General features: G+C 36.0%; 7 protein-coding genes. All 7 read right to left on the bottom strand.

Features of this window, described 5'->3' with window-relative positions:
• Nucleotides 1–114: 114 nt before the first annotated feature.
• The 7 genes from EV144_RS16250 to EV144_RS16280 all read right to left on the bottom strand — a co-directional run bounded on the left by EV144_RS16250 (nucleotide 115) and on the right by EV144_RS16280 (nucleotide 16220).
• The gene (locus EV144_RS16250) at nucleotides 115–4083 is read right to left on the bottom strand and encodes a family 16 glycosylhydrolase (RefSeq protein WP_134150221.1); all 3969 of its coding nucleotides are present in this window, start codon (nucleotides 4081–4083) and stop codon (nucleotides 115–117) included.
• 213 nt (nucleotides 4084–4296) lie between these two features.
• Nucleotides 4297–7212: a triple tyrosine motif-containing protein gene (locus tag EV144_RS16255; RefSeq protein ID WP_134150222.1), complete on the bottom strand. Its 2916-nt coding sequence runs from the start codon at nucleotides 7210–7212 to the stop codon at nucleotides 4297–4299.
• A gap of 329 nt (nucleotides 7213–7541) precedes the next feature.
• Complete coding sequence (locus EV144_RS16260) at nucleotides 7542–8729, bottom strand: serine hydrolase domain-containing protein (protein ID WP_134150223.1); 1188 nt, start codon at nucleotides 8727–8729, stop codon at nucleotides 7542–7544.
• Between the two features lie 145 nt (nucleotides 8730–8874).
• On the bottom strand, nucleotides 8875–10068 hold the full coding sequence (locus EV144_RS16265; protein ID WP_134150224.1) for a hypothetical protein: 1194 nt from the start codon (nucleotides 10066–10068) through the stop codon (nucleotides 8875–8877).
• A gap of 244 nt (nucleotides 10069–10312) precedes the next feature.
• Nucleotides 10313–12247: a family 43 glycosylhydrolase gene (locus tag EV144_RS16270; RefSeq protein WP_134150225.1), complete on the bottom strand. Its 1935-nt coding sequence runs from the start codon at nucleotides 12245–12247 to the stop codon at nucleotides 10313–10315.
• A gap of 50 nt (nucleotides 12248–12297) precedes the next feature.
• Nucleotides 12298–14850: an alpha-L-arabinofuranosidase C-terminal domain-containing protein gene (locus EV144_RS16275; RefSeq protein ID WP_134150226.1), complete on the bottom strand. Its 2553-nt coding sequence runs from the start codon at nucleotides 14848–14850 to the stop codon at nucleotides 12298–12300.
• On the bottom strand, nucleotides 14850–16220 hold the full coding sequence (locus EV144_RS16280; RefSeq protein ID WP_134150227.1) for a glycoside hydrolase family 27 protein: 1371 nt from the start codon (nucleotides 16218–16220) through the stop codon (nucleotides 14850–14852). The genes EV144_RS16275 and EV144_RS16280 overlap by 1 nt, the downstream gene beginning before the upstream one ends.
• Between the last annotated feature and the right edge of the window lie 61 nt (nucleotides 16221–16281).

Genomic DNA, 16281 nt, shown 5'->3' on the forward strand with positions numbered 1-16281 from the left:
AATGACTTTAATATCCGTCAGGTGTAATAATGGTGCTATCCTTAAATTTAATCTCCGGACTATTAAAAACCGGTATATTATTTTTAATTAAATCACACCCAACGGATTTTTAACTTATTTCTTGATTAATTTTTGAGTAAAGCTTTTTTGATCTGATTTAAAATTCAGGATATAAATTCCTTTTGGAAGCTGGTTGATATCCACGATACTTTCATTTGCAGTAGTATTAATTCTTGATCTTAATACCAGATTTCCTGATAAATCATAAATCGTCACTTCTTTATTGGCAAATTCTCCTGATACTGAAAGCTGAATATAATCGCTGGCAGGATTTGGATAAATAGCCAAACCTGTTACTTGTTGTTCTGGAGTTTCTTCTACAATTACGGCTGCTTTTTTGGCTGTAGATGCAGATCCATAAGCTTCGATTTCATACAATGAATATCCGTAAGGTGCTAAAGCCTTTGCCGTACATAAAATTCTAAGATACCTTCCTGATCCGCTCACGGTTAAATCGTCTGTTCCGCCGTCGCTTGCAGTCTGTGTATTTATTGTTTCGTTTTCGGTAAAAACATTATCTGTAGAAAGCTGTACTTTGTATTGCGTTGCAAAAGCAGCTTCCCATTTTAGCACTACTCTATTGATGTTGTAATTGCTTCCTAAATCAACATAAATCCATTCTGTAGCGTTGGCAAAAGAACTCGCCCAACGGCTTACTGTTCCGTCGCCATCTGTTGCTTTTGATGCAGCAAGTGTTGCATTTTCTTCTGTTGAAGCTGTTGCTGTTTTGGCTAAAGCTAAATTCACATTTGGGTTTGGCGTAATGTTTCTAACAATTACATCGCTGAAAACTCCTGTTCCCAAAGTTCCATTTGCATGGGATGTTACAGCCAAACCTACATAAATAGTGTTTGCCATTGTAATAGTTCTTGGTGTTCCAACTTGTGTCCACGTAGTTCCATTATCCGAAGAATAAGAGGTAAATGTATTTCCTGATCGTACCAGACGAACCCATTTTGGTGCAGCACCGCCAACACCTTCAAAAATGGTTGTTCCCGATGTTGTATCTCTAGATAAGAATTCGATTCCTGCTCCGGCGCTTGCATCGGTCATGGTATGTTTAGAAGTTGCTGTAAGCGTTTCTCTAAACATTACTCCAGCTTTTGCATAAGTGCTTGTATTGGTCAATGAGTTTACTTTGGCAATAATTTCCGCATCTCCTGTTATTGGCTGATTTACATATTGAAACTGATCGCTTGATTCCCAAATATCTGCGCCTGCTCCTTTTACTGTAAATGTGCCGCCAGAATAGGTGGCTTCTCCTGCTGGTGTAACGGCACCTAAATCTGTGCTTACCCAAGGAGACGGTAAAGTATTCGTTGGGTTTTCTGTACCAACTAAATTTAAACTTCTAATGTTGTCAAAATAATAGGTATTTCCAGAACTCGTTCCCGGTTCTAATAAGAATACGAAACGATTTACTTCGCTGTCTAATGTTGATGCATCTGGCGAACTTACATACGTAAATATAAGGGTATGCCATGTATTGGTTTGTTTTACAACGGCCTGATAAATACTATGTCTGCCCACTGGATAATTAGACGGAACTGACGCGCTGCTTTCTGCCTGCCATGAAATTATAGATCCAACTGGTGCAGAAGTATAAACATCCATTGCAAATTTCTTAGTGCCGCTTTTAAAATCTCCGATATTGGTTAAAGTCGAATTAAAAGAGAAATTATCATACAACTCGGTTGATTTTCTAACGTATTTACCAACTGTCGAAGAAGTATTAATTCCAGTCGCACTCGGATTTGGCGTGTTTGCTGTATATGTTCCAATGGCATCTCTAAACGTGATGTTGTGAATGGTTTGATAATCTTCGTAAACTACTCCGGCTGTGTAGGTGTCTGGTAATTTTGTTGATCCAATTCTGATGTTGTCAAAATAATACGTGTCGCTGGTATAAGAACCTGAATTGAACAATAAAACCATTTGGTTTACCGCAAAGTTGGATGTTCCTTCGTCTGGACTTGAATTATAGTAGAATGTCAACGTTTCCCATTGATTTTGTTTGGTTGTAATGGCTACATAATTACTGTTTCTTCCCGTTGGATAATTGGCTGGAAGTGATGTTGCGCTATTTTCTAAGTTCATGCTCACAACAGTTCCTATTGGTGCAGAGGTATAAACATCGATCATGACTTTATTGGTTTGATTTTTAATTAAACCTGCATTTTCGATCGTGTTTTGTGTATTAAAAAATAATACATCGTATTGTTCTGTCACATTTCTAACGTACTTCGCAACATTCGCGGAAGCGTTGACAGCATTAGAACCCGGATTGGCTACAACAGAATACGTTCCGGTTGTTGTTCCTTTTATAATTTTATTGATGCCGTCGTAATTCTGTAAAACATCTGTGGAAACAATTGGTTTTTCCGGTGCTGCTTTCGTCAATAAATTATCAAAATAATATGTCGCTCCAGAATTTGAGTTAGACTCAAAAAGGAAAACTACATTATTAATAGTCAACGCACTTGTATTTGGGTCGATTACTTTTTCGAATTCAAACTCTATCGTTTCCCATTTGTTTTGTACGGTTGTTGTGGCTTTATAACCGCTGTGTCTTCCCGACGGATAATTGGTTGCTGTTGTTACCAGACTGTTTTCTAACTGCATCGAGATTTTTGTTCCAACGGGTGCAGAAGTATAAATATCAAAAGACAGTTTTTTTCTTCCGTATACATAATCGTTGGCGTTGGTAATGGTTACATTTTTAATATTTAATACATCGTACAATTCAGATGCATTACGTACATATTTTCCAACCAAAGCAGAAGTATTCACTCCAGTTGCCGAAGGATTTGCCACAGCTTCTGTTAAAACTCCGGTTTTTATCGGGTACAAAACATTTCTGTTGCTTTGAAAATCTTCGTGAATTTTCTCGACCGGCAAAGGCGGTTCTGTCGCTACAGCCAATTTATAGGTTATGGCATTACATCCCGAAACTGATGCAACAACAGAAATATCGCCGCCGGCAGTTCCCCAATTTACAGTAATGCTATTGGTTCCCTGCCCTGAAGTAATTGTTGCCCCAGACGGAACCGACCAGTTATAAGCTGCGCCTGCAATTGCGTTCAGTGTATATGTTTTTCCTGTTTCGTTGTTGTACACTTTTGCGTCTCCGATTACACCGTGCGTAAAACTTCCGTCGTAAACACGCACATAATCTACTTGTAATTTTGCCGGAAAATCTGCTGGAACTGGCGCTACGCCTGCTCCGTTTACACTTGTGTAAGGTGTTCCTGCGCTTCCAACGGCTAAATTTAGAATGATATAAAAGTTATTATCATTAAAAGGCCAGCCTCCGTTTACGGTAGTATTTGGAGTTGCGGTATGAAATAAATTGCCGTCAATAAACCATTTAATTACGTTTGGCCCCCATTCTACGGCATACACGTGAAATTCTGTAGATAAATCGGTTGGCGAAGTATAACTTCTTCCTGTATAATGGTATCCTCCTCCATCATAGTGAATCGTTCCGTCTATAGATTTCGGATTTCTATGCTTGGCTTCCATAATATCAATCTCTCCGGTATACGGCCATACGCCCGTTGCACCCGCAGGAAGCATCCAAAATGCCGGCCAGGCGCCCTGCCCGTTAGACAATTTCATACGTGCTTCTACTCTTCCGTATTTCAAAGAATATTTCCCTTCCGTTGTCAGTTTTGCCGAAGAATATGGCTGATCCGGAAACGATCCGTTGGGATTGTATTTGGCTTCTATATTAAGATAACTGTTGGTTCCTTCTTTTACGATTGTCGCCTGATTGGGATCGTATCGCTGTGCTTCGGCATTTCCGAAACCGCAGAGTGACGGACATCCGTTACCGGAAATACTCTGCCATTTTGTGGCATCTACTGTGGTACCATTAAATTCGTCTGCCCAAACGAGCGTGTTACATTGTGCATGTAGTTTTAAAAAAGGAGTCAATACTACAATTAAAAGCAGTAAACACTTCCTTAATAATGCTGCATTACGTTCTGGTGGTCGGCCAGAAGAAAAGTCATTTTGTTTCATTTTTTTAGTTTTTTGTTAGTGAGTTTCTTATTAATAAAAAATCGATTCAGTAAAAACCGAATCAAAATTTTAATAATAATTCACAATATTAACAAATAAACTACCCAAGAAACCAATTTTGGAATACGGTTTGACTACGGTGTTGATAAAAAATTGTAGTAAATAGCATTCAAAAAACGTAAAACTACTTAGGATTTTACTGATTTAAACACATCAGAAATTGAGAATAAACTCAGTGATATTGGCATCTGACGGCAATTGCAGCTTTTTTCGGATACGGTATCGGGTATCTTCTACGCCTCTTACGGAGATTCCTAAAAGCGGTGCGATCTCTTTGGTATTAAAATTCATTCGCAGATAAGCACATAATCGCATATCGCGCGGCGTTAATTCTGGAAAACTATTTTTTAAACGCTGCATAAAATTATCATGAAGCTGATTAAAGATTTCTTCAAATTCATTCCAATGCTGATCGCCTTGCAATTCGTGATCAATAATTCGGTTAATTTTCGTCAGCAGACTTAAATCATTTTCTTTTTTAATCTGCAGAACCAATTCTTTAATAGAAAGCAGAATTTCATTTAAATGAATAAGATTGACGGTATTCGAAGCTACTTTTGCATTTTTAAGACTAATTGTATTTTCGAGATTTTCGCGCACAATTGCCATATTTTTCTGTTCTAATTCTAGTCTTTTTTCATTCAGTTCTCCGCTTCTTCGTAATAATTCCTTTTCCTGACTCAGAATTAATTGACCGCGTTCGCGTTCTGCCAGATTTTTTTGGTACCTGATAATCGCATAAATTAAAATCCAAAAAAGAATGGAATACAGCATATAAGCCCAAAGTGTTCTGTACCACGGCGGCGAAATTTTAAATTTAAAAACCGCTTCCTGACTTACAACATCGTAAATGTTTTTTGCCCTTACGTGAAAAACATAATCGTTTTCGGGCAGATTGGTATATTCTTTTTCGGTCTGCAAACTCCAATCAGACCAATTGGGTTCAAAACCTTCCAGCCAATATTCGTATTCTGTACCATCGGCATCATCGTACCAAAGCGATGCAAACGATAAATGAAGTGCATTGTTGGCATACGGCAAGTCAACACAAAAATCTTCTTCTGTCTTTGCTTTTTTATTTTTAATGACATCGTATCGGTTAGAAAACAGCAGGCTGTCTTTTGGAATAATGCATTTTACTTCAGAAATTACGGCTTTGTATTTCGACTTATAGTCTTTGTTTTTTTCGCTGTTATAGTGAATTAAACCGTCCTGAGTTCCGAAGAAAACATCGCCGCTTGAAGTTGTTTGAATGTTTTCAAAACCGGGAACATATAAATATCGAAGTTTTCTAAAAGCTTGTTCTTCTTTATGAAAACTTCCATTTTCTTTTGGAATAATCTTTCCTGTATTTTCGCCAGAAACGTACCAAATATTATTTTTATTGTCTGGTTTCAATAACCTTATATGGCTATCCATTCCGAGATATTTCTTGAAAACCGGATCTGGAATCATTTTTTTTGAAGTCGGATTTTGTTTGTAAACTCCTTTTGTGCTTCCAAAAAGAATCTGATCTTTTATCTTGAATGTATTCAAAAACAAGCTCGACGGAAAACCATCTTTTTTATCATAAAACTCCGTACTCAAAACGCTGTCGAATGTTTTGTTGAGTTTTATTTTAAAAATTCCTTTGTAACCGTGTGCAATCCAGATATTCTCATTCGCATCTATAGAAATCACACGGCTGCTTTCTGCAAATCCTTTTATTTTCTGTTGAAAAACCCAGGAATTGTTTATTTTTTTAAGCAGATACAATCCCGTATAACCGCCCACTAATAAAACATCAGGATGATTGGTCATGATTACACCCTGCCACGCGCCATCGGTTTTGGCAAGTAATTGTGCCGAATTGCCTTTTATTTCGAAGATTCCGTTTTTCTCAAAAGCCAAAAGTACATTATCATAAATGCCGATATTCCAGACATTTTCAGACATTCCGTCAATGTATTGATAATGGACATTTTCGTTTTTCCCATTTTTATATGCATCCCAATCCAGCCAAAACAAACCGTTGTCTGTTGCTATATATAATTTATTCTGATAAATCTGGCTGCAATAAATTTTGGTTTCAGAATTATTACTGGCAACAATTTTTGACAATGGTGAAGAAATCTGAATTTGCGAAATTCCTTCTTTTAAGGTTACCCACAAATTGCCTTCTTTATCTACTTTTAGATTCGTAACATAATCATTTTGAAGTCCGATTTGTTTGTTGATATGTTGTATCAAACGGCCTGAACCATCAATAATTATCAAACCGCTCTGGCGTGTTCCGATGGCAAAATAACCATCTGAAAGTGCAATAGCCACTGTTATTTGATTTTCTTTGAGCAGATAATCTACTTCGGTTACAAAAGGCTTTAAAACTTCATCTTTATAAATAAAAAGACCTTTTTTCTGGGTTAAAACCAAAAGTCCATTTGGAGTCTGAAATAATTGTCTGCTTGTGAGTTTGGCAAATTCTGTCCCGTTTTTAATTGGTGTTAGTTTTCCTTCTTTTAGTTTTGATAATCCTTTAAGAGGATCAGAAACGTATAGTTCTTTGTTGACTTCAAAAAATTCATCAAAATTGGTACTCGAATCTATAATCTGAATTTTGTTGTTTTTGTAAATGAAGATCACATCATTAGTAAAAAAGAGCACTTCATTATCGTAAACAACAGTATGCAATACGTCGCCAAAATTCTGAAATGCCAAAGGAATAAGTTTGACCAACGATGTATAACTATATTGTCCGTTTGGAAGCTGCACCGTAAAACCAAAATCGCCCTGCGCGCCAATATAAATTTTGTCTTTTTTATCGATCGCGAGCGAACGAATCATGCTTTTATTAGCAGGCTGCGTTACAATACTCCATCTCACACCGTCGAACTGCATTAAACCAAAATGATTGGCAAAAAACATCATGCCCTGTGAGTTTTGCAATACATCCCAATTCTCAGATGCCGCTTTATATGTTTTAGGATTGTAATTGGTGATAAAAGGAACGCCGATCTTTTTTATCTGGGCGCTGCTGTAGACTGAATAGAATAGAAAAAGAATTAAAAAACGTAAACTGAATTTTATCATTTTGTTTCGATGCTGTAGGTTATTTTGAAACTTGGGTATTTTAAAAACAACCATTTGGGACAATTGCTTTTAAAATCATATCAACCCTTTTAACAGTTATACAAAGTATTAAAATTCAACATTTTGTACAATCACTAAAACGATGTAATAAATCAAATATAGTAAAAAAATATTGCGATGGTTAAGAAATCGTCAATTATTTGTCAGAAATTATAGATGTAATTTTTACATTAATAAAAATAAAAATTCCCGTTTCTGCATGATTCGAATCTTAATTCTTACTGCAATCGGGAATTTCTATTTGTAAATTATTTATTCTAAAAGTCTATTTAATTCTTCTTTTGATCATAAGGAATATATTGATCCCACTGCCACGGTGTGTATTTATCTGCAATTCCGGTTTCTAATAAATATTTCATGATACCGTCTGTATTATAACTGTTCGACATAATAAGCATTGCAATTCCTTTCTCCGGAAATAAAATTCCGTAATGCTGAAAACCAGAGCCCTGACCTTCTTTAAACGCTCCAAATCCGTATGGTGATTTTACCAATCCCCAGCCCAAACCGTATGAAAGTTCAATGTTATCATTAAAGTTTCCATCTTCTAGCGCGCCTGGGCCAAATTGATTTCTGGAATGAATTCTAATCTGCGGTTTAAACATTTCTTTGTATGATTTTGAAGTCAGGAGTTTTTTATTCAAAACAGCCGTAATAAATTTGCTATAATCCTCCAAAGTTGTCTCTAGTGTACCTGCACCTCTTGGCGCATTATCTTTGTCTTTTTCCTGCATTTTTCCGTCGTGCTCGTATCCGTAAGCATAATCTTTCTCAAACTCTTTTTGCCATTTATAGCTAGAGGCTGTCATGCCTAAAGGTTTGAATATTTTTTCCTGCGCGAGTTCTTCTAAAGGTTTTCCTGTAATTTTTTCTAAAACAACCTGAAGATACGTAAGTCCTTCGCCAGAATAACTGTATCGTGTTCCAGGTTCAAATTTTATGCGTAGTTTTTCGTCGGGTTCAAACCAACGCCAATTCGGAAAACCGGTCGTGTGATCCAAACACATTCTTGCCGTAATTTTTGTGTATTGAGGATTAAATTCCAACTCTTTATAATCTTCGTGCCATACTTTAGATTCATATTGATAAATAGGTTTAGGAAGATAACTTTGAAGCGGTTTATCCAATGTAATTACGCCTTCGTCAACCAGTTTCATAACCAAAACAGCAAATACGGCTTTACTTAAAGAAGCCCCGTAAAGATTGGTCTGTAATGTTAACGCTTTTTTATCTGCCACATTGCTGTAACCAAAAGCCTTCATGTAAACGGGCTTTTTAGAATTAAAAACGGCAATAGTTAATCCTTGTACGTTTCCTTTATCGATAAGTGTTTTTATCGCATTAGTAAGACTATCCGACGAAATTGTGCTTCCGTCAAGTCGTTTTATTAACGCAGTATTTTGTGCGGAAAGAGAAAAAATACCTGCAAAAAAAGTAATTAGAAAAATTTGTCTCATATTAAAGTTATTACATTATGGTTCACCGCTTAACGTATTATCTCAAATAAGTTTCTCACTTTCATCAACAAATTTCTGAAACTTTCTACAAGCGATAAATATAATTAAAAAACTGATAATTAGACAACTAAAAAAATATTTACTTTTAATTACCTGAATTTACAGACTTTCTGTTTTTATAATTCCACAAAATATAAAGTAAAAATCCGAACAGCCAGACGATAATTATTACGGTAAAATAAATTCCAATAATCGACGGATGAAGATAATTCGGTTCGTAAAAAAGTCTGTTTAGTGTTTGGAATTTTTCAGACAATGTTTTCCTGTCAAACTGATTTCTGATTTCGTTTAATGAGCCTTTATGATCTCTAAAATAAAATGCATCTTTATTTATTTGCTTCGGATTTAAGTAGGTTTCTACATTGTATCTTTTGAATAAAGTATCTAACTTTTGAAATTTGTATAATAAAGAATCCGGCTTGTATTTATACAGCAGTTTATATCTTTCTACAGCATTTTGATACTGCTGTTTTTCAACTGAAACATCTTTAATAGGACTGTACAAATTCTTGTTTTGCAGAAAAATACAAATTTCATTATCATAATCAGGACTAACTTCTCTACCTCTGTAGATAATTTGTGTACTGTCTTTTATAACTTTTTTAGAAAGGATTCTTTTCGTTAAATCTGTTTTGTCAATTCCCAGAATATCAAAAATAGAATCGGCTTTACTGTTTACTTTATCAAAGTTTGCAGTCAGCACTTTCAGCGTATCAATACTATAATAATTATATTCTAAAGTATATTGTTCTTTGTTATTTGCATCGTAAAAAAGAGTGTCTTTCTGCTCTATAACCGGATAAGGTTTTGGATATAAAATATTCTCGTAATTGAATAATTTTTCTGAACTATAAGAGGTATAATTATACAAAAAGGGATTTAAAACATTAACTAAGGTTTTGTCTTTATTGAAATTAGTTTCAGACAATTCCGTTTTTAGTTTTGCATTTAACCCAAAACTGTAACTGACAAAAAAGGAAAGAGACAGAAATACTATAAACAGTAAAATCCCGCCAATTTTAAGAAGATTTCCTGCCGAATAATTTTGTTTGGAATGGTTTCGAAGTAAAAAAATAAGAACTAAAAGTAAAAACAAACCGCTAACGAAGAAATGCGAAATAGAAACATCATCGTAAAATTTGAACCTGTAGAATTCGGTATAAATGTTTATGTCTTTTATGCCTTCAAATTTAAAATAGCCATAAATAAAATAGGCTAAATGTATCAGTACTACTATTATAATCGATTTGATCAGGAATTGCTTTAATTTTTTGTCCATAGTATTTGTTTTGGATGATACTATGAAAGTAAGCAATTTCTTTAGGTTTTGAAAGTATAAATAGTTTTATTTAGATTGCGTGCACGAGCGGGACGCTCGCGCTAGCGATGCCGATATTCTAGACAGCTGGTGCGAGCGTCCCGCTCGTGCACGCAATCAAAATCTTTTAAAGCGAAACATAATCCATAAAAAAAGTTGCTCCGGACAAGTAGAGCAGCTTTTTTACAATTAAAACCAAAATAAGTTATTTAAGTCCTTGAATTCCCTGATGCGTGGGAACAACTTGTTTAATCGTTCCATCTGCATTAAATTCTAACTTATCAATACAAACTTCACGGTGAAAACCTCCAGCCTCACCCATTTTTATTCCGGTTGGATAGGAGAATCTGTGATAAGTTAAGTACCATTCGTCTTTGTTTGGAATTTGTAAAACCGAATTATGTCCAGTGGCGTAAATGCCTTCGTCTGGATTTCCCTGAATTACAATATTGTTTTCCGGCATTTCCAGCGGACCTGTCGGCGAATTTGAAATTGCATAACGCACTTTATATTTCGGACTTCTGGTGTCGTCCTCGCTCCAAAAGAAATAATATTTTCCGTTTCTGTAAATTACATAAGTTCCTTCGCGGAAAGATTTATTGACATTAATTAATTTGGTGCTTCCTTCTTTTAGCGAAACCATATCTGGGTTTAATTCGGCGACAGCCATGTACATATTTCCCCAATACAAATAACTTTTGCCTGTTTTTGGATCTGTAAAAACGTCTGGATCTATTTCCTGACCGTTTGTTATTCCTTGTGGTTTTGAACTTATAATAGCTTTTCCGCTGTCTTTAAAAGGGCCTGTCGGACTGTCTGAAACAGCAACACCAATTTTTTGTGCAGCCGTAAAATAATAGAAGTATTTGTATTTTCCTTTTATTTTTTTCTCCACAATACACGGTGCCCATGCATTTCTATTGGCCCAAGTCACGTCTTTTTTAAGATCTAAGATAACCCCTTCGTCTTTCCAATCTACTAAATTATCAGATGAAAAAGTTTTAAAATAATATCCCGACCAGCCGTCAAAACCGTCGCTTGTTGGGTAGATATAATATTTCTTGGTTTTATTTGAATATAAAATATCGGGATCTGCGTAATAGCCTTCTAAAACCGGATTGTTATTTACTTTTGGATATTTTGCCGGCATTCCCCATTTAGCTGTAATTCTTTTTAATTCTGAACGTGTTATCGGCAGAATCGTTCCGTGGCGCGGCTTAAAATCCATCGAAATATCATTATCGATTACCGTAAAATTTTCTAAATCCTTGCTTTTGGTAAATTGATATCTTCCTTTTTTATAAACATCATACATCAAAATATAATCGTCGGAATTGTTTAATTTGAATACACTGGAACCTTCTACAGATTCATTGGTTGGCTGTACATAATTGTCTTTTTCTGTCCAGTTTCCGGAAGTTAAATCGGTTGTTGTCGCTGTTTTTATTCCTGCAGTTTCGGTTTCTGTTTTATAAAAAAGATGATAAACGCCGTCTTTTTCTATAATATCTCCGTCGATACAAGCGCCTTTTGATTTTGGAACAAACAGTAATTTTGGTGCACTTTCTAAAGCCGTGAAATCCTTATTCGCATAAGCGTAATAAATTTTATCGGGATCATTACCATGCTTCATACTGAAATAAATCAGATACTTTCCGGCTTTGGCATCGTAAATAGTCTGTGGTGCCCAGACTCTTTTTAGATCTTCGTTTCCGGAAAATGCGGTCTGAATATTTACTTTACTGCTTTCCCATTTTACAAGATCAGTGCTTTTTAGTAAAACCATTGCGCGGTTACTGTCCCAGCCTTTTGATGAAGTCATATCGGTTAAAACCATATAAAAAGTTTTACCGTCATCACCACGCAAAATATGCGGATCACGTACGCCGCCTGTCGAGCTGATTACTTTACTGTCTATAACGGGTTTGTTGTCGTTAAGATGATAATAATGATATCCGTCTGCGCTTACTGCATAGCAAACCGCCTCCTGCTCTACTTTATTTCCGGTAAAATACACAAATAAATAGGCTGTAAGGTCTTTTTCTGCAATTGCCGGCGGTGTTCCTGCTTCTTTTTGCTGCGCTTGTAAAAAGGTTAAAACCGCTAAAAATAATACAAGGGTAAATTTTGATTTTTTCATTATTTTATTCTGTTTTTATACTGCGTTAATTTTAGAAAAAACAATGCAGTTTATTTTGTTTTAATGCGTATTACGGTAAAAGAATAAGGTGGCAATTCTTTTGAAAACGCTTCTTTCAACGTCATATGCTGTGTTATTGGTCTTGCTGTTGTATTTTCCGGATTACCCGAAAATGAAGTATAAACAACATTTTCTGTCGTTGCCAAATCTTTAATAAAAATTGACGGAGTTACAGCGGCCGGAAGTACGTTGACCAATTTTACAATCAAATCTCCTGAGTTATTATCCTGTACTACAGATACTCCGATACGTTTGTTTACCTCATCATTGGTATCTGAAAGTTTCACTGTGCTTTCTATATAAACATTTCCCGGATTTTGTCCGTAAAGTTGTTGTACAAAATAATTTACGGTTGGTTTTACTTCATTTCCATTAAAATAAATCAAATCGGGATTCCATTGTGTGTGTTTTTCGCGGGCTAATAATGGCGCGTAAGAAGCCATTTCTACAACATCTCCATTACGTTCTATACCAGTAAGATACAAAGCTTCTGCCAGAGCATTATAAAATTTGTTTCCCCAAGAAGCATATTCGCCTAAATATACTTTTGATTTAGAACGGTCATAGCCATCATAAAAGTTCTGATTATTGATAAACCAGCCTGGACTTTGGTAATAATGTTCGTCTACAATGGGCAGTTTTAGATCATCGGCTATTGCCCAGCCTTCGTTATAATCTGTACCTTCATTAAATGGGCCTACGGTTCCGATTACGATAATTTCAGGATATTTTTGCTGTACGGCTTTTACAATCATTCTGTAACGTTCTTCAAATACATCGCTGATTAAATCTTCGTTTCCGATGCCAATATATTTTAAATCGAACGGTTTTGGATGACCGGCTTCGGCACGTTTTTTTCCCCATTTGGTAGTTACGCTTCCGTTGGCATATTCAATCAAATCTAAAACATCCTGCACATATTCGTCCATTTCTTGCATCGGGATTCCGAATTGTTGTCCCGCGCCTCCGTCTGAAGAATTCTGGCAAGGAACTCCCGCCGCTAAAACGGGAACTGCAACTGCGCCCATATCTTCGCAAAACTGAAAATATTCAAAATAACCCAATCCCATAGATTGGTGATATCCCCAGATATTACGCATTGGAATACGAGCTTCTATCGGTCCGATTGTGTTTTTCCATTTGTAAATATTATGGATTCCGTCACCGTGTGCAACACAGCCTCCGGGAAAACGCACAAACTTAGGATGCAAATCTGCAATGGTTTCTGCAAGATCTAATCGAAGTCCGTTTTTATGATTTTTGAAAGTCTTTTGCGGAAAAAGCGAAACCATATCTACAGCTGTTTCACCGTTAGTAGAAATTTCTAAATGTGCATCTGTAACTGTTTTGGCTGCTTTTAATGTAACATTAAATTTTTTCCAATTGTTGTTTGGTGCTAATGTTGCTTCTGCAAGTGTTTCTCCGGTTGTACTTTTTAGTTTTACAACACATTTTGCTCCTTTAGCAAATATGCTGAAATCGTACTTTTCATTCGCTTTAAGCGAAATTCCATCAAAACCAGAATTGCTTATTGTCCCTTTTGTAATTACGGCATAGTTTGGATTATTAACATGAATGGGGTTTTCTTTTTCGATTTTAAAATCACCGCTCCAGGCCATTGATGCATTCCATTTTGCATCACTTCCTTTTTTATCCGTTAACGCATATTCAAAATCACGATTTTGGATCAACTCTGCGTACAAACCGCCGTCTGCAGCGTAATTTATATCTTCAAAGAAAACACCTGTCAGCATATTGCTGATTTTTTTAGATTGCTTTCCGTTTATCGTAATTTCGGCTTTGATTGGTTTTAAACCTAAAAACATCAAACTGTCGCTTTTTGGCGAGGTATTGTTTTGTTTTTCTTTAAATTTTGATGCCTGCATGGTTTTAATCAACGCTTCCACAAAGCTGTAATCAACCTGCATCATGGTCCCTTTTTCCAGTTGTCCTTGTATCGTAATCTCGCTTTTTAATTGAAGCGTTTCTGTGTCTGGTTTTGTTTCGGTGTAGGTTTTAAAATCTTTGGTGGAATTGTAATATTTTTTGTTTCCCGAAATCCAGTGAATGAAATATTGATCGTTTTTTTGACTTACTTCTACGTTTTCAATGATTCCTTTTTCTCCTTGATTTTTTACAAATTCTTTCATTGCAGGAACATAATTCTGTCTTTTCCAGGTGATCAAATCTTTACTTGATGTGTGTGCAAAAACATCATCTTTTACACCCCAAAAACAATGAAAAATTCCGTTATTATCTTTAAATAAAAAAGCCTGAGACATGCTTTTGCCTGTTGGTCCCCAGCTTCCGTAATCTGATTTTAAAAAACTAAATTCCGGACCGATTCCGAACCAGTTTTTCTGATCGCTGCTCCACGCAAAATGAAGTCCGTTTTTACCATTATTTTTTAAAGTTGAATAAGCAAAAAGATATACTTTATCTGGTTTTTCTGTCGTTGTTTTTAATCTGAATCCGGAGAATAAAAATACAACGCCAAAAAGCGATAATAGACCTAACAAACTATTTTGCAGTTTCTTTCTCATTATTTTTTAGCTTTTAGCTGATATAAAACACAACTGTGCGGTTTTAAATCTGCGGCAATTTCGCTTGACGAAAGATTCGATTTTTCGCCCGTCCATAAATTGGTCAATTCTACTTTTCCAGAAAGATTTAGGTCTGAAAGATTTACAGCAACTTTTTCTGAATTTGTATCCGAAATATTGAATAATGCTAAATAAACGCTTCCGTCTTTTGCATTTTTTGAAGTCACGGCAATTTTCCCGTCTTTCTGGAAAAGTTGTTTTACAGCGGTGCTTTCGTTATGCATTTTTACCACTTCTTTGTTCCTTAATAAGGATAACGTAAAAGCGTCGTTGCTTGGTAAATCTCCACCAAAAAATAATGGTGATTTGAAGATATTAAAGAATGTTATTAAGGTATATTGTTCGTCTTTGGTTAAGCGTGTCATTCTATCATTACCGCGTTCTCCTCTCACTGAAATTCTTCCTAGCGGAATCATATCGCAGTCTGGCCATGTTCCCGGCGCGATGTACGGATACCATTTTTGAGCTACTTCCATTAAGTGTGTGATGTGTGGCCAAGTGTCCCAAACATCGTCTACCATTCTCCACATATTGGCGTGCGTGGTTACGTGCGGTGCGGCAGAAATTGGTGTTTCTCCCGGCGATGTACTTAATACAATTTTGCGTCCGCATTTGTCTATCGCATTTCTAATTAGGTTGATTTCACCTTCGTGATACGGTCTTGATAAATCATCAATTTTAATAAAATCTACACCCCATTGTGCATACAATTCAAATATCGAATTGTAATATTCCTGTGCTCCCGGTTTGTCTGCAAGTACGGTATAATTATCTTTCAGCCATTCGCATTGCAAAGCTGTAGTGTAAACTTGATCGGCTGTGATTCCGTTTGCGCCTTTTATTGGCATTTTGTCTTCAACAGCTTTTTTAGGAATACCGCGCATAATATGGATTCCGAATTTCAATCCTTTTTTATGAATGTAATCTGCTAAAGGTTTAAATCCTTGTCCGTCTTTTGCTGACGGAAAACGGTTTACAGCTGGCAGATATCTTCCGTATTGATCTATTACATATCTCGGATCGGTTTGGTTGTAACCTCCTGCTTTGTCGTTTTCTACAAACCATCGAATGTCGACTACGATATATTCCCAGCCGTATTTCTTGAGCTCTTTTGCCATATAATCGGCATTGGCTTTTACTTCGTGTTCTTCTACCGTTGGTCCGTAGCAGTCCCAGCTGTTCCATCCCATTGGCGGAGTTTGAGCCCATTGTTTGAACTCTTCTTTTGCGAAAGTTTTGTTTTGTGCGTTTGATGTAACAGATAGGAAAATTGCTCCTATTGCCATAGTGAGTAAGTGTTGTGGTTTCATTGTGTGTGGTTATGTGTAAGTTCTACACTTGTAAATATAATGAAATTTTTATTATACAGCT

The sequence above is a fragment of the Flavobacterium sp. 270 genome (genome assembly GCF_004368785.1).
Lineage (GTDB): Bacteria > Bacteroidota > Bacteroidia > Flavobacteriales > Flavobacteriaceae > Flavobacterium.